General features: G+C 57.9%; 21 protein-coding genes, 1 pseudogene and 1 other annotated feature. Of the genes and pseudogenes, 6 read left to right on the top strand and 16 right to left on the bottom strand.

Translation table 11 applies throughout. The features are described 5' to 3' along the window. Positions 1–76 precede the first annotated feature (76 nt). The gene (locus tag QDI87_RS00515) at positions 77–1,570 is read left to right on the top strand and encodes an L-fucose/L-arabinose isomerase family protein (protein ID WP_278741929.1); all 1,494 of its coding nucleotides are present in this window, start codon (positions 77–79) and stop codon (positions 1,568–1,570) included. A gap of 143 nt (positions 1,571–1,713) precedes the next feature. Here the strand turns inward: QDI87_RS00515 and QDI87_RS00510 are convergent, their stop codons facing one another. The 4 genes from QDI87_RS00510 to QDI87_RS00495 form a co-directional block, all read right to left on the bottom strand. Then, the gene (locus QDI87_RS00510; protein WP_278741928.1) at positions 1,714–2,307 is read right to left on the bottom strand and encodes a hypothetical protein; all 594 of its coding nucleotides are present in this window, start codon (positions 2,305–2,307) and stop codon (positions 1,714–1,716) included. 32 nt (positions 2,308–2,339) lie between these two features. Further along, positions 2,340–2,903, bottom strand: coding sequence for a hypothetical protein (locus QDI87_RS00505; RefSeq protein ID WP_278741927.1), 564 nt, complete (start codon positions 2,901–2,903; stop codon positions 2,340–2,342). Positions 2,904–3,012: 109 nt separating this feature from the next. Further along, a complete protein-coding gene (locus QDI87_RS00500; RefSeq protein ID WP_036375487.1) occupies positions 3,013–3,591 on the bottom strand; it encodes a DNA-3-methyladenine glycosylase I in 579 nt (192 codons plus the stop codon). 11 nt (positions 3,592–3,602) lie between these two features. Next, positions 3,603–3,920 (bottom strand): TIGR04076 family protein, encoded by a 318-nt coding sequence (locus tag QDI87_RS00495; protein WP_036375321.1) that lies wholly within the window; start codon positions 3,918–3,920, stop codon positions 3,603–3,605. Positions 3,921–4,258: 338 nt separating this feature from the next. On the opposite strand from QDI87_RS00495, the pseudogene QDI87_RS00490 reads away from it, so the two are divergent. The 3 genes and pseudogenes from QDI87_RS00490 to QDI87_RS11725 all read left to right on the top strand — a co-directional run. After that, positions 4,259–4,525, top strand: a pseudogene (locus QDI87_RS00490) (IS607 family transposase); the annotation flags it as partial. A gap of 17 nt (positions 4,526–4,542) precedes the next feature. Further along, positions 4,543–5,799: an RNA-guided endonuclease InsQ/TnpB family protein gene (locus tag QDI87_RS00485; protein WP_278741926.1), complete on the top strand. Its 1,257-nt coding sequence runs from the start codon at positions 4,543–4,545 to the stop codon at positions 5,797–5,799. A gap of 242 nt (positions 5,800–6,041) precedes the next feature. After that, positions 6,042–6,194 carry a hypothetical protein gene (locus tag QDI87_RS11725; RefSeq protein ID WP_368042937.1) on the top strand — a complete coding sequence of 51 codons (153 nt, stop codon included), beginning with the start codon at positions 6,042–6,044 and terminating at the stop codon, positions 6,192–6,194. Here QDI87_RS11725 and QDI87_RS00480 read toward each other — a convergent pair. Beyond that, positions 6,142–6,279 carry a hypothetical protein gene (locus QDI87_RS00480; protein ID WP_278741925.1) on the bottom strand — a complete coding sequence of 46 codons (138 nt, stop codon included), beginning with the start codon at positions 6,277–6,279 and terminating at the stop codon, positions 6,142–6,144. The two genes, QDI87_RS11725 and QDI87_RS00480, sit on opposite strands and share 53 nt — an antisense overlap. Before the next feature lie 42 nt (positions 6,280–6,321). Between QDI87_RS00480 and QDI87_RS00475 the strand changes: the two genes are divergently transcribed. Further along, on the top strand, positions 6,322–6,510 hold the full coding sequence (locus tag QDI87_RS00475) for a hypothetical protein (RefSeq protein ID WP_278741924.1): 189 nt from the start codon (positions 6,322–6,324) through the stop codon (positions 6,508–6,510). A gap of 30 nt (positions 6,511–6,540) precedes the next feature. After that, positions 6,541–7,920 (top strand): DUF389 domain-containing protein, encoded by a 1,380-nt coding sequence (locus QDI87_RS00470; protein WP_278741922.1) that lies wholly within the window; start codon positions 6,541–6,543, stop codon positions 7,918–7,920. A gap of 47 nt (positions 7,921–7,967) precedes the next feature. On the opposite strand, the gene QDI87_RS00465 is transcribed toward QDI87_RS00470, so the two are convergent. The 11 genes from QDI87_RS00465 to QDI87_RS00415 all read right to left on the bottom strand — a co-directional run bounded on the left by QDI87_RS00465 (position 7,968) and on the right by QDI87_RS00415 (position 16,535). Beyond that, positions 7,968–8,651 carry a TerC family protein gene (locus QDI87_RS00465; protein WP_278741921.1) on the bottom strand — a complete coding sequence of 228 codons (684 nt, stop codon included), beginning with the start codon at positions 8,649–8,651 and terminating at the stop codon, positions 7,968–7,970. Positions 8,652–8,885: 234 nt separating this feature from the next. Beyond that, positions 8,886–9,272: a C-GCAxxG-C-C family protein gene (locus QDI87_RS00460; RefSeq protein ID WP_036375304.1), complete on the bottom strand. Its 387-nt coding sequence runs from the start codon at positions 9,270–9,272 to the stop codon at positions 8,886–8,888. Between the two features lie 42 nt (positions 9,273–9,314). Next, positions 9,315–9,836: a YaiI/YqxD family protein gene (locus tag QDI87_RS00455; RefSeq protein WP_081828405.1), complete on the bottom strand. Its 522-nt coding sequence runs from the start codon at positions 9,834–9,836 to the stop codon at positions 9,315–9,317. Positions 9,837–9,940: 104 nt separating this feature from the next. Next, on the bottom strand, positions 9,941–10,573 hold the full coding sequence (locus tag QDI87_RS00450) for a hypothetical protein (protein WP_155948061.1): 633 nt from the start codon (positions 10,571–10,573) through the stop codon (positions 9,941–9,943). A 14-nt stretch (positions 10,574–10,587) separates the two neighbouring features. After that, on the bottom strand, positions 10,588–10,983 hold the full coding sequence (locus tag QDI87_RS00445) for a VOC family protein (protein ID WP_036375301.1): 396 nt from the start codon (positions 10,981–10,983) through the stop codon (positions 10,588–10,590). Positions 10,984–11,048: 65 nt separating this feature from the next. Then, positions 11,049–11,465 (bottom strand): UPF0158 family protein, encoded by a 417-nt coding sequence (locus QDI87_RS00440; RefSeq protein WP_226866773.1) that lies wholly within the window; start codon positions 11,463–11,465, stop codon positions 11,049–11,051. 121 nt (positions 11,466–11,586) lie between these two features. Further along, positions 11,587–12,477 carry a prephenate dehydrogenase gene (locus QDI87_RS00435; protein ID WP_278741919.1) on the bottom strand — a complete coding sequence of 297 codons (891 nt, stop codon included), beginning with the start codon at positions 12,475–12,477 and terminating at the stop codon, positions 11,587–11,589. Next, a complete protein-coding gene (aroF, locus tag QDI87_RS00430) occupies positions 12,474–13,487 on the bottom strand; it encodes a 3-deoxy-7-phosphoheptulonate synthase (RefSeq protein WP_278741918.1) in 1,014 nt (337 codons plus the stop codon). The genes QDI87_RS00435 and aroF overlap by 4 nt, the downstream gene beginning before the upstream one ends. 50 nt (positions 13,488–13,537) lie before the next feature. Then, positions 13,538–13,768 (bottom strand) — a binding site (T-box leader). A gap of 134 nt (positions 13,769–13,902) precedes the next feature. Continuing rightward, on the bottom strand, positions 13,903–14,355 hold the full coding sequence (locus QDI87_RS00425) for an N-acetyltransferase (protein ID WP_278741917.1): 453 nt from the start codon (positions 14,353–14,355) through the stop codon (positions 13,903–13,905). 12 nt (positions 14,356–14,367) lie between these two features. Further along, positions 14,368–15,027, bottom strand: coding sequence for an endonuclease III (gene nth, locus QDI87_RS00420; protein WP_278741916.1), 660 nt, complete (start codon positions 15,025–15,027; stop codon positions 14,368–14,370). A gap of 146 nt (positions 15,028–15,173) precedes the next feature. Continuing rightward, positions 15,174–16,535, bottom strand: coding sequence for a PFL family protein (locus tag QDI87_RS00415; protein ID WP_036375288.1), 1,362 nt, complete (start codon positions 16,533–16,535; stop codon positions 15,174–15,176). Between the last annotated feature and the right edge of the window lie 17 nt (positions 16,536–16,552).

Genomic DNA, 16,552 nt, shown 5'->3' with positions numbered 1-16,552 from the left:
ATAAAACGACAAGCAACGGCGCGGGGCACTCCCCAGAGCCACCGCAGCCCAATCTGTATCAAAGGAGCGTTTCACCATGAACATGAGCAACATCCCGGATCTCAAATGCGGCATCATCTCGGTCAGCCGCGACTGCTTCATCATCTCCCTCTCGGAGAACCGCCGTCAGGCCATCGTCTCGGCCTACGAGAAGAAATACGGCAACCTCTATGAAGTGAAGAAGACCGTCGAGAACGAGAAGGACATGCTGGCCGCTGTCAAAGAAGCAAAGGACGCCGGCTGCAATGCCCTCGTCGTCTTCCTCGGCAACTTCGGTCCGGAGACGCCGGAGACGCTGATCGCGCGCGAGTTCGACGGCCCGGTCATGTATGTGGCCGCAGCTGAAGAGACGGGCAAGAACCTCATCAACGGCCGCGGCGATGCTTACTGCGGCATGCTCAACTGCTCCTACAACCTCGGCCTGCGCCACCTCAAGGCATTCATCCCCGAGTATCCGGTCGGCACGGCGGAAGAGCTCGCCGATATGATCGCCGAGTTCCAGCCGGTCGCACGCACGCTGCTCGGCCTCAAGGACCTCAAGATCATCACATTCGGCCCGCGCCCGCAGGACTTCTTCGCCTGCAACGCCCCGATCCAGCCGCTCTACGACCTCGGCGTCGAGATTGAGGAGAACTCCGAGCTCGACCTGCTCGTCGCCTACCGCGCCCACGAGAACGATCCGCGCATCAAGGACGTCGTCGCCGACATGACGGCAGAGCTCGGCACGGAGGGCGGCAACCCGTATCCGGATCTCCTGCCGCGCATGGCACAGTATGAATTGACGCTCATGGACTGGATGGAAGAGCACAAGGGCGCGCGCAAGTACGTCGCATTTGCCAACAAGTGCTGGCCAGCCTTCCCGACGGAGTTCCGCTTCGAGCCGTGCTATGTCAACAGCCGCCTCGTCTCGCGCGGCATCCCCGTCGCCTGCGAAGTCGACATCTACGGTGCCCTCTCCGAGTACATCGGCCTCTGCGTCTCGCAGGATGCCGTCACGCTGCTCGACATCAACAACTCCGTGCCGAAAGATCTCTTCGAGGCAAACATCAAGGGCGCGAAAGACTACACGCTCCAGGATACCTTCATGGGCTTCCACTGCGGCAACACGCCGCTCTGCAAGCTCCGCAAGGGCGGCGTCAAGTACCAGCTGATCCAGAACCGCCTGCTCGAGGACGGCAATACGCCGGACATCACGCGCGGCACGCTCGAAGGCGACATCGCCGACGGCGACATCACCTTCTTCCGCCTGCAGAGCACGGCTGACGGCCAGCTGCGCGCCTACATCGCCGAGGGTGAAGTCCTGCCAGCTGCCACGAATTCCTTCGGCGGCATCGGCATCTTCGCCATCCCGGAGATGGGCCGCTTCTACCGCCACGTCCTCATCGAGAAGCGCTTCCCGCATCACGGCGCCGTCGCCTTCGGCCACTTCGGCAAGACGATCTTCTCCATCCTCAAGTACCTCGGTGTCGGCGATGTCTCCTTCAACCAGCCGAAAGGCATGCTCTACCCGAGCGAGAACCCCTTCGCCTGATCCTCGTTCCTCCTGTTCTCACTCTGACTCTTTCCCAATCAAAAAGCTCCCGGCATCTGACCGGGAGCTTTTTTGTCTGCTACATCAGTCGAGCAGCAAGCTCTTTTCTTTTTCCTACTGTGGCACGCGGATCTTTTAGGCGCTCACCGCCCTTCCTCATCGCGTTCCCGCAGCTTGCAGAGGATGGCGTCATGGCGGTCCCAGAAGCCGGTCTGCTGCATGGCCGCGGCTTGGAGGCGCGGGAAGCGGGCGATAATCTCCCGTATGCTGCGCTCGGCAAGCTCGACGAAGCTCTCGTAGGTCAGCTGCAGGAAATGCCTGCGGCTGTCGATGAGGCTCGCGCCGTGCTGCGTGTCGTAGGGCATGCCGGGTACGAGTTCATCGTAGGGCGGTTCAGCCTCATCTTCATCATGCGGGAAGAACGGGCTCATCGTGACCATGAGCTCCATGCCGTCGACGCTATCGTCGAGGTCATTCCAGTCCTCCAGATCGTCGATATCCGCTTCCTCAGTATCATCGTCTTGCTCAGGGCTGCCCACTGCTTTATCACCCGATGCATCGCCTGTATCCGGCTCATCTTCAGTCAGCCACTCAATCTGGATGTCGTAGCAGACATCGCCGATGCGCACCTGGCCGAAGTACTCGCCGCCCGGAAGGACAGCCTGCCAGTCATTCAGCAGGCGCCAGCGCAGTTCCAGGAAGTCGGCCAGCGTGAAGTGCGACCAAGCCACCTGCATCGCTTCTTTCTCCTCTCCCCTATGCATGCTGCTCATGGATTCTGGTCCACAACGGCTTCAATCAGGATCGTCGTGACCTGCTTCTCCGGATTGACCGCCTTGAGGAACGTCCACGTGCGCTGCGTCTCCTCACGCGGCAGGCGGGCGGCCAGCAGAGTGTCATTCGTCAGGGCGAGGCGGTCGAAGGCCTGATTTGCAAAGAAGAGATTGTTCTCGTCAGCCTTGAGGCCCAGTGCCGTCAACGTGCAGTCAAAGACGACGCGCAGCTTCTCCTGCTCCGCCGCATCGATGGCACCGTGATGCGCGATGACGATGTTCGAGAGGCGCCCGGCCTGGTTCGCATTGAGGATCATGACCGTGCCCGCATCGATCCCGGCAAAGTACGAGATGTAGTTCCCCTGCACGCGCTTCGTCAAGTCGCCCGCGATTGGGTAGGCACTGATCTTGTTGTAGGCCGCAGCGAAGCCGTCCGCATCCAGGCTGTCCTCCAGCTGCACCTTTGTCTCCGTCAATTCATTGAGCCCCGCCGCCTGCGTGACCGAGATCGACGCCACCAGCAGGAGCAGCGCCAGTAAGCATGTACTGATTTTCTTCATGATGATTCCCCTTCACAAATACATGACATTGTATGGATTACCTATAGATTCTACCACACCCGGAGAACAATCTCCATCCTCATGCAAAATTCTCTCCCCGTCATGCAGCTCATACCGAAAGACAGGTTCCAGAAAGAAAGCAGCCGGGTTCATGTGACTCGATGACGCCGACGGCCTGCAGGTACGAGCAGATCGTGGTCGAGCCGACGAACTTCATGCCGCGCTTCTTTAGGTCTTTGGCCAAGGCATCGGATAGCGGCGAGGTAGTCAGGCCGCACTCGTGCACAGTTTTTCCTTCCGTCCACCGCCAGAGATAGCAGTCAAAGCTGCCATACTCCCGCTGGATTTCCCGGAAAACGCGCGCATTCCCTACGGCCGCCTCGATCTTGCGGCGATGGCGGATGATGGCATCATCTTGCATCAGTCGCTCGACATCCATTGCCGTAAATGCACAGACCTTTTCCAGATGGAAGTCTGCGAAAGCGCGTCGGAACCCCTCGCGCTTGTTTAGGACGCATTCCCACGAAAGACCGGCCTGGAAGCATTCTAAGAGCAGCATCTCAAAGAGCTTTCCATCGTCATGCACAGGCCTGCCCCATTCCTCGTCGTGATAGCGGACATAGCGTTCATTCTTTGGATTGGCCCAGAAGCAGCGCTGCCTGCCGTCCGGCCAGGAAAGATGTTCCATATATCTATCCCTCATTTCTCAGCATCTTCATCCAATGCTTCCAACAGGAAGCTCACCGGGCGAAAGCCATCGTTGCACGAAAGCATCGCGGAACGGGGATTCTTCATCCATCCCTCATAGAAATCTTCCGCACCGTGCGCGAGTCCCATGACGAACGGCGACATCGTCTCCCAGGCACTCTCGCAGAGCCCTTCCGGCCGCTGCCAGCCATTCGCGATGAATACCTGCCCTTCCTCCATCGCGCAGGCATCCTCCATCGGATTCTCGTACTTCGCCATGAGATCCTCATAGCAGGCCTTGCGCATCACCGTAATCCGCACCTTTTTCATCGTCACCCTCCCAAAATACGATCACTTGGATCTATCTCATACCGAAGTCTATCACATCGGGGATAAAAAACCAAGACATCAAACCAGTACAGTGTATCCGATGGATGTGAGAATTTGCATTTAAACTGTAAATCTGATATAATAGAAAAAACATATTGGATTACAAGGCGGAGTCTGTTCACCGACAGGCTCCGTCTATTTCTTTATAAGGGGGCTTTTTATTGTATCGGACAAATTTACAGAAAAATATAGTAAAAATATAAAATCAACCTCACAAAATATATAGGTTATTATATTAAAACACGTTATAATTATCTATAGAAAAAGGTGATTTCCATATGTTTGCTAAAGATGTTCTTCACATCTTGCAGGTTTCTAGGCCGACGCTCACGAAGTATGTCAAGACAGGGATTATCCGTGTCCATGTCATGCCGAACAGCCACTACGACTACAACGAGGAAGATGTCTACAAGTTCCTCAACAAAGACATGCAGCGCAAAACCTACATCTATGCCAGTGTCTCTACGCCAAAGCAGAAGGCTGACCTCAAAAACCAGATCCAGCTGCTCAAGCAGTTCTGCTTTGCAAATGGCTATACCATCAATCAAGGAGGCGATAGCGGATGATGAAACGAGTGGAACACCACCGGCTTAAACCATCATCGCCGTTCTACGCCATGCTGCGCGAATTCTGCCATCGTTCCAAGAACCTCTACAATCATGGAAACTTCCTGATCCGTCAGGCGTTCCTCGAGGATAGCAAATGGCTGCGCTATGGCGAAGTCGACCGCTTGCTGAAGGCTGACGTAAAGTACCCCGACTATCGGGAAATGCCGACTGCACAGACGGCACAGCAGACGCTGCGTATCTTGGACAAGAACTGGGCATCGTTCTTCGCGGCCATCAAGGACTGGAAGGCACATCCAGAGAAGTACAAGGGACGTCCTAAACTGCCGAAGTACAAACCGAAGGACGGCTATTTCCCGTTGGTCCTGACGAACCAGAACTGCAAGCTCAAGGACGGAGTCATTCGCTTTCCAAGAGTCTTTCAAGGATTCACGGTAAAGACCATCTTCTCTAGTCAGCCAGATGCTGTGTTCAAGCAGGCACGCATCATCCCGCATGGCGGGGAAATCGATCTGGAACTCGTCTATGAGATTCCCGAGGTCGAAGAGAAAGCGGACAATGGAAAATATGCCGCTATCGACATTGGCGTCGACAATCTCGCGGCACTGGCCTGGAACACAGGCGAACGACCTGTCCTGCTCAAGGGGGCGCCGCTCAAGTCGGTCAATCAGTACTACAACAAGCAGATGGCCAAGCGCAGGAGCATCTGTGAGCGGATGAATGGACGCCATTCATCCAAGCGAATCGCGCGGCTCACAGCGAAGCGGAACCGCAAGGTCGAGGATTACCTGCACAAGGCAAGCCGCAGGGTCATTGATTTGTGCGCGGAGCAGGATGTGTCGGTACTGGTCATCGGCAAGAATAAGGGCTGGAAGCAGGACGTGAGCCTCGGCCACAAAGTCAACCAGAGCTTCGTGCAGCTGCCTTTCGCCCGCTTCATCCAGATGCTCCAGTACAAGGCCGAGTCAATCGGCATGAAGGTTGTGCTGACGGAGGAGAGCTATACGAGTGGCACTTCCTTCTTGGATGACGAGGCACCGGTCAAAGCCTGCTATGACAAATCACGCCGGGTTCATCGCGGCCTGTTCTTGGCAAACGATGGTCAACGCATCAATGCCGATGTCAATGGTGCCTACCAGATCATGCGAAAAGTATTCCCGAATGTGAACGCAGACGGGATAGAGGGCGTAGCGTTACGCCCAGCTGTAGTAACTCTTTCGATGAGCGCTCGTCGCAGCTCAGGCTGCGCCTGATGTGAGAAAGAGTGAACAGCGAAATTTATTAAAAATACAAATATTATTATTTGTTATTTATAATAAATATAACGTCGTTATACCGAGTCTTATCATCATTGCATCAGTTGCACTGGGATGCATCGTGGTGCCTGAGGGCGCGAAGGCCGTCCTGACCGCCCTCAAGCAGGAACTGTTCAATTCCTTCAGCTGGATCTACATCCTCAGCGTGGTCTTCTTTTACCGAGAACATCGGCTACTACTTGACGCACATCGTAGAGCTGTCCTTCCGCACCTTTGCCTATAAGAGCACCAAGGAAGAGTGGTTCACGAGCTGGACCATCATGTACTGGGCCTGGTGGACTACAGGCGGAATTCGCGAAGAACGGGATTGCGGCGCAGGTCCGCAGCGGTGAAGAAGACGGGCTCCCGTACTGCGAACTCATCGTCGAGAGCGGCCGTCTCCGCGACTTCCTTTACGGTGTCGGCTGCAAGGAACACGCCGTCTCCAAGATGGTCGTCTCCTCCAGCCTCCTCCCGAAGATGGATACGGTAGATGACTTCGAGCCGGTCTGCTACTTTGCCGACGGCAGGCGCGGCTACAGCCTCAAGTACATGCGCCGCGAGGAACTGCTGACCGATGTCCTGCACCAGTACGAGCGCTATATCCGCATGATTGCCAACAGCAAGCATAATCTGTACCTATTCGACAAGAAGAATGATGAGACGTAATCTCTCCTGTGAAAGGTGATGTGAGATGAAATGATGTGGCGTGATCTATTCAATCTAAAGGGAGGCGCCGCCTCCATCCAAGAAATCAACCAGCGCATCCTTGCGGATGCGACGGTATCGGGGACGAATCTCATCGTCCTCGTCATGGCCATCATGATTGCCTGTGTCGGGCTGAACATGAACAGCGTTGCCGTCATCATCGGCGCCATGCTGATCTCCCCGCTCATGGGCGGGATCGTGGCCATCGGGTACGGCATGGCCACATACGATGTGCACTTCATCCGTCAATCCATAATCAAGCTCGCCTTCCAGGTGGGATTCGCCATCCTGACGGCCTCCCTCTACTTCGCCATCTCGCCGCTGGCCTACTCGACGGACGAGCTTCTGGCACGCACCTCGCCTACCATCTGGGATGTCATCGTCGCCCTGTGCGGCGGCATTGCAGGGGCCGTCGGCAATACGCGTCAGGAAAAGAGCAATGTCATCCCCGGCGTAGCCATCGCTACCGCTCTGATGCCTCCGCTCTGCACAGCCGGATACGGGCTGGCATCTGGCCATTACCCCTTCTTCCTCGGCGCGATGTACCTCTTTTTCATCAATGCCTTCTTCATCGCACTCGCAGCCTTCCTCGTCTTCAAAGTCCTCGGCGTCCCATCGCATGGTGATGTCGCAGCCTCACAATTCCAGCGGCAGCGAATCATCCTGGCGGCTCTCGGCATCTTGATCACGGCGCCGAGCATCTATCTCGCCTATCAGATGGTCGAGGAGAATCTGCGCGACATGCAGGTCAAGAGCTTCATCAGCGAGGACATGGATTTCCAGACGACGAGCGTCGTCTCCTACACCGTAAAGGACCACGTCCTCACCGTCGATCTCGTGGGCACGCTGCTGACCGAGAAAGAGATTGATGCCCTTCAGGACGAACTGCACGCGCGCAACAGGCTCCAAGACCTCGAGCTCGTCGTCATTCAGGGGCAGCGCGAACTCGACCGCGAGCAAGTCCAGAACCTCATCAATGCGCGGCTCGAGAAGCAGAGTACTTCCGAAAAGGAAGTCTCCTACAAGAACCTCTCCGCGCAGTATTACCCGGCCTACAAGCGCGCGAGCGCAGACCAGCAGACCATCGAGCTCCTCACCCAGCAGGCCCCCCTTCTCTTCCCCGAGGTCCTGTCCATCCAGGGCGGCACATTAACATCCGTAACGCCCCAGAAGGATCAGCCAAAAACGGAGAACAAAGTGGACCACAAGCGCTTCATGGTCGAAGTCATCGTCAAAGAGCCGCTCCGCCCAGAAGAAGCCGACCGCTTGCAGAAGTGGATTGCCGCACAGGTCGAGATGCCTGTCCTCATGACCGTCCAGACTGCAGATCATCCCAGTGACTTCTACGGCGACGGCATCGCCTGGCCATAAAAAACCTGCCCTCACCATCAAGGTGAGGGCAGGTTTTTTCTCTAGGCTCAAGCCGTTTGGCTCTTGGCGCGGCGGCTCATGCAGAAGCCGATGAGGATGACGCCTGCGGCGAGGACGGCCTGGATGGCAATGGCTGCCCAGTCGCCGACGGCGCTCGTGATCATTGTGCCGAGGATCTTGTCGTGGGCAATCATAGAGCCAGCCGTCCAGCCTAAGAGGCCTGCACCCGCGTAGAGCACGACGGGAAAGCGGTCCATGATCTTGCCGATGAGCGTGCTGCCGCCCACGATGATCGGGATGCTGACGAGGAAGCCGAAGACGACAAGCACGAAGCTGCCATGCGACGCACCGGCGATGGCCAGCACGTTGTCGACACCCATCGCAGCATCGGCGATGATGATCGTCTTCACGGCACCCATGAGGCTGTCCGACGCCTCAACATGCTCGTCCTTCTTCTCCGGCACGAGCAACTTCACCGCAATCGGCAAGAGGATCAGGCCGCCGATGGCCTGCAGGTACGGGATGGTCAAGAGCCATACGGCCACGAGCGTCATGACGAGGCGGATGATGACGGCACCGGCCGTGCCGATGAGGATCGCCTTCTTGCGCAGATTCTCCGGCAGTTTGTTCGCCGCCATCGCGATGACGACAGCATTGTCGCCGCCGAGCAGCAGGTCCATCAGGACGATCGTGCCGAGGGCCATGAGGAATTGCATCGATAAGATTTCCATGTGATTGATTCCTTTCTCCAGGTATCCATAAACAAAAAGAGACTTCCGCATGGTATCCGTGAACCGGGTATCATGCGAAAGTCTCACCTATTACATCCGTAACGCTACCACCAGCCGCTCGCGCGGCATGCTTGTTGACGGCAGACCAAAGAGGTTACTCCCCTTCGCTATTCGCTTGTAACATCAGTATAGCAGACCGACGTCCCTATTGTCAATCTGCCGCAGCAGGAAATCTCATCTAAGACGCTGCTCTGCCGCGCGCACGGCATAGCGCACGCAGTCGTCACAGGAGCAGAGCATCCTGCCCGTCTCGATGCCCTTGAGGTCCTTGCAGATCGTGGCACCGGCTTTTTCCTGGAACTCGTGCAGGAGTTCGCGCATGATGGCCGCCGTCGGCTTGCCGCTCTTGTTGCAGAGGCCCATGACCATGCTCGCGCCGCAGAGCGCCCCGCACGTCGCCTCCGTACAGCCCATGCCCATGCCAAAGCCCGAGCCGAGCGCCCGGAGCTCCTCCTCCGGCCTTTCGAGCTCATCGGCGAAAGCCAGCAGCACCGCCTGTGCGCAATTGCAGTCCTTGTGTTTATACGCCACGGCCTTTTCAGCCTTATCGTTCATTTCCATGATATGCTCACCTGTTTCCTTTGCAAAATACATTTCTTCCCATTATAGACCATCTGCATCATCTTGCAAACCATCTTCACGCACGGCATTTCCCGCAATGGCTGCAGCCGTTGCCCGGGCTGCCGCCACCAGCTGCAAGAGCCGTTCGAATTTCTGCGCAAACTTCTCGTCATCCGCCGCGGTGCGCTTGTGCGGTCCTTTGCCGTGGAACTTTGCCGAAGCGCGCCGCGCCTTCTTCATGACGTGGCGTTCCATGAGCAGGCGGTCGATGTTCTCCTCTGTGTACTGCCAACCGTTCTGATGCACGGCATAGGCCCGCTTGCCGAGCGCAAGCGCTGCCACGCCATAATCCTGCGTCACCACGATGTCGCCCGCGCGGCAGAGATTGATCAGCGCAAGATCGACTGCATCCGCACCAGCCCCGACAACCCTGACCTCGCTGTAATCCGATGATAGGATGTGATTCGTATCGCAGAGCAGCACAACGGGCACATTGTATTTCCGCGCTACAGTCTCAATCTGATGCACGACCGGACAGGCATCTGCATCGACAAAAATCTTCAAAAACATACGCCTCCTTGATGGATATATCTTCCCTACAGAATGTAAAAGCCGCCATATGCAAGACATAAAGGCATATGACGACTTCTATAGAATTATCCAACTGTTCAATTTGGCAGCAGGTCAGCCTGCATCTCATCGAGCATCGCCTGTGCCTGCTGCCAATCCGCATCATGCATGCCCGCAACGGCGAGTTCACGACTGGCCTGCTGCAGGAGCGGCATGATGGCATGAAGGTCATCCTGGCGCAAAAGGCACGCCTCTGCCTGCAGGAGCGTGAAGCGGGCGCGGTCGACCGGTGTGCTGCTGTCGAGCACGGCTAGCGAAGCCGTGATGGCCGCTTCGCTGTAGCGCCCGTCGTGCATGCACTTGTTGAAGAGCAGTTCACTCGTGCGGAGCGGCGTCTGATGGGCGCGGTTGTCGCGGATGGCCGCCTGCGTGATCCTGTACTGATCGTCGCTGATGACCGCCATCTCGCGGTACTTGAGGAAGATGCGGTTCTTCAGGCCCGCTCGGGCGCGGACGGCCCGGCTCAGGCCATTGTCACGCTCATCCGCTATCACAGATGCAGCAGCATTCTGAGCAGGGCTCGTCGGCTGTATCGCCTGTGCCGCAGCAGCTGACGAGGATGCTCCTGTGTACAAGCAGGTCATCAGCAATACAGACAGGCAGAGCGCTTGCCGGAATTTATCGCCCCCCTGCGCAGGCCTATTGCCATCCGTGTCGACAAAGATACGCATTGTCGCCCATTCCCTCAGCATTCCTTGAAGAACTCGATGGTCTCACCGCACGGCCCGACAGCAAAGGCGATGCGGACAGGGAACGGCGTCTCTGCAGGGATGGTCAGATCATTCGGCTCAACGGTAATCTTATAGCCTGCCTCGCGGACGGCCTTGACGCAGGCGTCCGGATCGTCCGTAGCGAGTGCGAAATGGCGCACGGATCCCTCAACATGGTTCTCGCCGCCCTGGGCGAAGATCTCGATGAGGCCGGCGCCTGTATCAAACATGATGCCGGCCTCATCGCCCTCACCCCAGCTGCGCTTGACGGGCAGCCCGAGGACATCCCGATAGAAATGGATGGCTTCCTGAAATTCTGCCTGGCAGCTGCACTTGAGTGCCGCATGATGCAATCCCTTGATCAATGACATAGAAAAGACCTCCTAATTCTACACAACTTACCATTTATTTATGCGCACCGGGTACCGGGACGCCATCACGGCTCCCGGTACTCGACAGCATTCTCCTCACACCAGTCGCGCGCGGCCTGCATCAGGTAATCCTGCTTGAAGGACTCCCAGGCAGGCTTCAGCAAGAGATGGCGAACCTGACGGCGGAAGCGCGTCACGGCGCCTGCCCCTTTCAAGGATTCAAACAGACGTTCTTTTACATCCTCGCGCGGGCGTGAGGCAGCAAACGCGTGCATCATCGCCGTCTCATCCTCATCCATGATATTCGGGATGGGGATATAGCGCTCCCAATCCTCTTCCATCACCATGGCATAGTGCATAGCATCGCGCTCGGCGAGGTCATCTGCCATCATGATGACTTTGCCCGCCGCGGTGTCGACATAGCCTTGACGCACATCGGACTGAGCAAAGGCCGCTGCTAATTCCTTTAAATCGACTTTCATTAAGTGTGTCACCTTCTGTCTTATGCGTTTGTTTTTATTATACTATGCTAACACAATAATGTCAGCAAGAGAAATACCCATGCGCTGGGATGCGGTCCATCCCGGCACATGGGCAGAAAAATCAGTTGGGATCGAATTTCTTGCTGGCATCCTGCAGGAGATGATCGCGCAGCTGCTTGGAAGCCGCAAAGTAATCGTGAACGGCCTGGCGATCGTGATGCTCGACAGCCGTGATGACCTCGCCGAGGATGGCCTGCAACTCACGCAGGTCGCTCGCGATGGCCTCGCCGTTCGTCATGCAGATATCAGCCCACATGTCGGCATTCGACGAAGCGATGCGCGTCGTGTCGCGGAAGCCGCCGCCGATGAGCTTGATGCAGGAGTCGCGGTCATCGCCAGAGCGGTTGAGCAGAGTGACGAGCGCAGCAGCCGTGACATGCGGCACATGGCTGATGACCGAAGCACAGCGGTCGTGCTTGGCGATGTCGAGCGTCGTAAAGTTCGCGCCTGTGTACTTGAGCACGCTCATGAGCTTCGCATGGGCCTCGGGCGGCGCCCCCGTGTCCTCGACAATGACGTACGCCTTGCCGACGAAGAGGTCCTTCATCGCGGCATCGACACCGCTCTTCTCGCGGCCCGTCATCGGATGGCCGGCGATGTAGTAGATATCATCTGGCAGGATCTTCTGCAAGTGCTGCCAGATGTACCCCTTCGTGCTGCCCGCATCCGTCAGGATGCAACCTTTCTTGAGGTACGGCAGGATCTTTTCCACCATCGGCACGATCTGCAGGACAGGAGGGCTCAGGAAGACGATGTCAGCTTCGGAGACCACGGCCTCGATATCGGCCGAGGCATAGTCAACGGCACCGAGCGCGACGGCGCGGTCCATCGAGGCCTGATGGCGGCAGAGCCCCGTGATGTAGATGTCCTCGCCGAGCTTATCCTTGAGGCAGAGACCGAGCGAGCCGCCAATGAGGCCGACGCCGATGATGGCGAGTTTCAGACGGCTCATAACGTGCGCCCCATGACTGTGCAAATCTTGCCGAGCTCACCCATCAAGGCATTGAAGTTCTTCGGCGTGAGGCTCTGGTCGCCATCGGAGAGCGCGACTTCTGGATGCGGGTGCACCTCGATAATCAGGCCGTCGCAGCCAGCGGCGACAGCGGCGCGCGCCATCGGGCGGACCATCTCCCAACGGCCCGTGCCGTGGCTCGGGTCGACAATGATCGGCAGGTGCGAGAGTTCCTTGATGGCCGCGACGGCGCTGAGATCCAGCGTGTTGCGCGTGAATGTCTCGTAGGTGCGGATGCCGCGCTCGCAGAAGATGACCTGCTCATTGCCACCCGCCATGATGTACTCGGCTGCATTGAGCCACTCGCTGATGGTCGCCGCGAGGCCGCGCTTGAGCATGACCGGCTTCTTGGCCTTGCCGAGCGCTTTGAGGAGCTGGAAGTTCTGCATGTTGCGCGCGCCGACCTGGTAGACATCGGCGTACTTGCCGACGAGCTCGATGTCGTCCTTGTCGACGATCTCCGTGACGACCTTGAGGCCTTCTTCATCAGCTACCTCGCGCAACATTTTGAGGCCTTCTTCGGCAAGCCCCTGGAAGTCGTACGGGCTCGTGCGCGGCTTGAACGCACCACCGCGCAGGAACTTCGCCCCGCCGGCCTTGACAGCCTTGGCAGCTTCACGCAGCTGCTCGATGCTCTCGACCGAGCACGGGCCGGCCATGACGACGACTTCCTTGCCGCCAATCTTGACACCGCCGACATCGACAATCGTGTCCTCCGGATGGAAGTGACGACTGACGAGCTTGTATTTCTCGGTGATGCGCACCGTCTTCTCGACGCCCTCGAGCATGCTGACCTCGAGGTTGGCGATCTTCTTGCGGTCGCCGATGACGCCGATGATTGTGCAGTCCTCACCGGTCGACAGATGTGCCTTGAGGCCGACCTGATGCAGGCGCTCCTCGACTTTCTGGATGTTCTCTTTCGTGGCATCTGGTTTCATGACAATGATCATAATGATTTCCTCCTGACAATCCCCCGAAGAATAGAAAAAGCCCGCCCCTCTACAGGGACGAGCTGATATACCCGTGGTACCACCCTGCTTGCCGATGCAAGCCTCTCACTTCGGATACTGACATATCCTAGCCTCTGGTAACGGTGGCGCTCCGGCGGGGCCTACTCTCTTCAGCCTGCTGCTCCTGAGTGTATTTCATCCCCTCTCCCTGCGCTGTCACACCAGCCCAGCGCTCTCTTCAAGGAAGTCATGGGATTACTTCTCTCATTCTCTGCATTTCACTTGATGTATACTACCATACCAGATTTGTTACAGAATGTCAATGCATTCTCTCCAGAATCGCCCAAAATTGTACAATCAAGGCAATCCCCGCAAACATGTATTGCACCGATCACGCGTATCGCACAGACGGCAATCAGACGCGGACCATCGCGATCTCATCGCAGTTCGGGAACTTCGGGCAGTCGATGCATTCCTTCCAGACCTTGTGCGGCAGTTCTTCTTTCGTGATGGTCTGGAAGCCGAGCTTCTGGAAGAAACCCGGCTTGTAGGTCAGCGTGAAGTACTTCTCGACGCCGAGCACATCGCCTTCCTCGATGAGGCGGCGCACGATCTCCGCACCGATGCCCTGGCGCGTCATGTCAGGCGCCACGGCCATCGTGCGGATCTCGGCGAGGCGGTCCCAGATGATGTGGAGCCCGCCGACACCGACGACCTTGCCCTCGTCATCGATAGCGACAATCATGTCGCGCAGCGTCTCATAGAGCGTATTGCGCGAGCGCGCGAGCATGACACCGTCCGTCGCATAGTCGTTCACGAGATGGTATATCTCCTCAATATCGGCAAAGGTTGCCTTCCTGTACTCCATATTCTCTCTCCTTTACTTGGTCTTGGTGTCGCTGCCGGTGAGCGGCTCTGCGCTCGGGCAGACGGGCGCGAGCGGGCAGATATCACAGGCGGGCTTCCTCGCCTTGCAGATCTTGCGGCCGTGCCAGATGAGCCAGTGATGCGCATCCGACCACTTCTCCTTCGGGATGTTCTTCATGAGGCCCTGCTCCACGGCCAGCGGCGTCGTGCCCGTCGCGAGCTGCAGGCGGTTCGCGATGCGGAAGACATGCGTGTCCACAGCGATGGCCGGATGATGGAAGGCCACGCTCATGACGACATTGGCTGTCTTGCGGCCGACGCCCGGCAGCCGCTGCAGTGCGTCAAAATCATCCGGCACCTGGCCGCCGAACTCCGTGCAGAGCATCTGGCAGGCCGCGAGGATGTTCTTGGCCTTGTTGCGGAAGAGCCCGCAGTCGCGGATCTCATTCTCGAGTGCCGCGAGGCCCATCGCCATGATGTCCTCCGGCGACTTTACTTTCGAGAAGAGACGCTTCGTCGTGACATTGACACGCTTGTCGGTGCACTGCGCCGAGAGGATGACGGCAATCAGGAGCTCGAATGGGTTATGGAAGATGAGTTCCGGCTTTGCCCCGCGGTATGTCTCCTCGAGGATGGCCAGCTGCTCTTCCCGTATCTTCTTCGTTACACGCATGCAATCCACTTCCTGTTCTGCAAAATGGCAAAAATGGCAAAAGGAAGGGCCCAATCCATGAATTGAGCCCTTTCTGAGTTTCACGATTTATTCTATTATAGCAGATTCCAGGCGTCTGGCAAGTGACAAGCGCCCGGCAGCTGACATCAGTTCGTCAGGCTGCGGATCGGTGCGGGGATGCGACCGCCGCGCGCGATGAAGGCCTCGGAGCTGTACTGATTGCGCACCGGCACGATCGGGCAGTAGCCGAGCAGTCCGCCGAACTCGACCATGTCGCCGACCTTCTTGCCCGGCACAGGGATGACGCGGACAGCCGTCGTCTTGTTGTTGATCATGCCGATAGCCGCCTCGTCGGCGATGATGCCCGAGATCGTCGCAGCCGACGTATCGCCCTCGATGGCGATCATGTCGAGGCCGACCGAGCAGACGCAGGTCATCGCCTCGAGCTTCTCGATGGAGAGGCTGCCCTCAGAGACTGCATGGATCATGCCCTCGTCCTCGCTGACCGGGATGAAGGCACCCGAGAGGCCGCCGACGTGCGAGGAGGCCATGAGGCCGCCCTTCTTGACCGCATCGTTGAGCAGTGCGAGGGCTGCCGTCGTGCCCGGTGCGCCGCAGCTCTCGATGCCCATCTCCTCGATGATGCGCGCGACACTGTCGCCGACAGCCGGCGTCGGTGCGAGCGAGAGGTCGATGATGCCGAACGGCACGCCGAGGCGCTTCGACGCCTCGCGCGCGACGAGCTGGCCGACGCGCGTGATCTTGAAGGCCGTGCGCTTGATCGTCTCCGCGATCTCCGTGAAGTCCGCGCCCTTGAGGTCTTCGAGAGCGTGCTTGACGACGCCTGGCCCCGATACGCCGACGCTGACGACCTTATCCGCCTCACTGACGCCGTGGAAGGCGCCCGCCATGAACGGGTTGTCTCCCGGCGCGTTGCAGAAGATGACGAGTTTCGCGCAGCCGAGCGCCTGCTGGTCACGCGTGAGCTCTGCCGTGCGCTTGACGACTTCGCCCATCTCGCGCACGCAGTCCATGTTGATGCCCGTCTTCGTCGAACCGAGGTTCACCGAGGAGCAGACGAGGTCCGTCGTCGCGAGGGCCTGAGGAATCGAGTTGATGAGCACGCGGTCGCCGTGCGTGAAGCCCTTCTCGACGAGTGCCGAGAAGCCGCCGATGAAGTTGATGCCGATTTCCTTGGCGGCGCGGTCCATCGCCTCAGCGACCGGCACGTACGAGTCAGTCTTGCAGGCATCGGCCGCGATGGCAATCGGCGTGACCGAGACGCGCTTGTGGATGATGGGGATGCCGTACTCCGTCTCGATGTCCTCGCCCGTCTTCACGAGGAATTCCGCCGACTTCGTGATCTTGTCGTACACGTTCTGGCAGAACTTATCGATGTTCGGATGCGCACAGTCGCGCAGCGAGATGCCCATCGTGATCGTGCGGACATCGAGCTTGTTTTCCGTAATCATGCGGTTTGTTTCTAAAATATCATCTATCGTTATCACAGGGCTCTTTTCCTCCT

It is taken from the genome of Mitsuokella jalaludinii (assembly GCF_928722185.1).
In the GTDB taxonomy this organism is placed as follows: domain Bacteria; phylum Bacillota; class Negativicutes; order Selenomonadales; family Selenomonadaceae; genus Mitsuokella; species Mitsuokella jalaludinii.
Note: the sequence above shows the minus strand (reverse complement) of the source record. Positions and strands in the feature narration are given on the sequence as shown.

Bases quoted from the DNA above. Each gene is read 5' to 3' on its own strand.
- QDI87_RS00515 (WP_278741929.1), top strand. From the start codon at position 77: ATGAACATGAGCAACATCCCGGATCTCAAATGCGGCATCATCTCGGTC.
- QDI87_RS00510 (WP_278741928.1), bottom strand. From the start codon at position 2,307: ATGCAGGTGGCTTGGTCGCACTTCACGCTGGCCGACTTCCTGGAACTG.
- QDI87_RS00505 (WP_278741927.1), bottom strand. From the start codon at position 2,903: ATGAAGAAAATCAGTACATGCTTACTGGCGCTGCTCCTGCTGGTGGCG.
- QDI87_RS00500 (WP_036375487.1), bottom strand. From the start codon at position 3,591: ATGGAACATCTTTCCTGGCCGGACGGCAGGCAGCGCTGCTTCTGGGCC.
- QDI87_RS00495 (WP_036375321.1), bottom strand. From the start codon at position 3,920: ATGAAAAAGGTGCGGATTACGGTGATGCGCAAGGCCTGCTATGAGGAT.
- QDI87_RS00485 (WP_278741926.1), top strand. From the start codon at position 4,543: ATGATGAAACGAGTGGAACACCACCGGCTTAAACCATCATCGCCGTTC.
- QDI87_RS00475 (WP_278741924.1), top strand. From the start codon at position 6,322: ATGGATACGGTAGATGACTTCGAGCCGGTCTGCTACTTTGCCGACGGC.
- QDI87_RS00470 (WP_278741922.1), top strand. From the start codon at position 6,541: ATGATGTGGCGTGATCTATTCAATCTAAAGGGAGGCGCCGCCTCCATC.
- QDI87_RS00465 (WP_278741921.1), bottom strand. From the start codon at position 8,651: ATGGAAATCTTATCGATGCAATTCCTCATGGCCCTCGGCACGATCGTC.
- QDI87_RS00460 (WP_036375304.1), bottom strand. From the start codon at position 9,272: ATGGAAATGAACGATAAGGCTGAAAAGGCCGTGGCGTATAAACACAAG.
- QDI87_RS00450 (WP_155948061.1), bottom strand. From the start codon at position 10,573: ATGCGTATCTTTGTCGACACGGATGGCAATAGGCCTGCGCAGGGGGGC.
- QDI87_RS00445 (WP_036375301.1), bottom strand. From the start codon at position 10,983: ATGTCATTGATCAAGGGATTGCATCATGCGGCACTCAAGTGCAGCTGC.
- QDI87_RS00440 (WP_226866773.1), bottom strand. From the start codon at position 11,465: ATGAAAGTCGATTTAAAGGAATTAGCAGCGGCCTTTGCTCAGTCCGAT.
- QDI87_RS00435 (WP_278741919.1), bottom strand. From the start codon at position 12,477: ATGAGCCGTCTGAAACTCGCCATCATCGGCGTCGGCCTCATTGGCGGC.
- aroF (WP_278741918.1), bottom strand. From the start codon at position 13,487: ATGATCATTGTCATGAAACCAGATGCCACGAAAGAGAACATCCAGAAA.
- QDI87_RS00425 (WP_278741917.1), bottom strand. From the start codon at position 14,355: ATGGAGTACAGGAAGGCAACCTTTGCCGATATTGAGGAGATATACCAT.
- nth (WP_278741916.1), bottom strand. From the start codon at position 15,027: ATGCGTGTAACGAAGAAGATACGGGAAGAGCAGCTGGCCATCCTCGAG.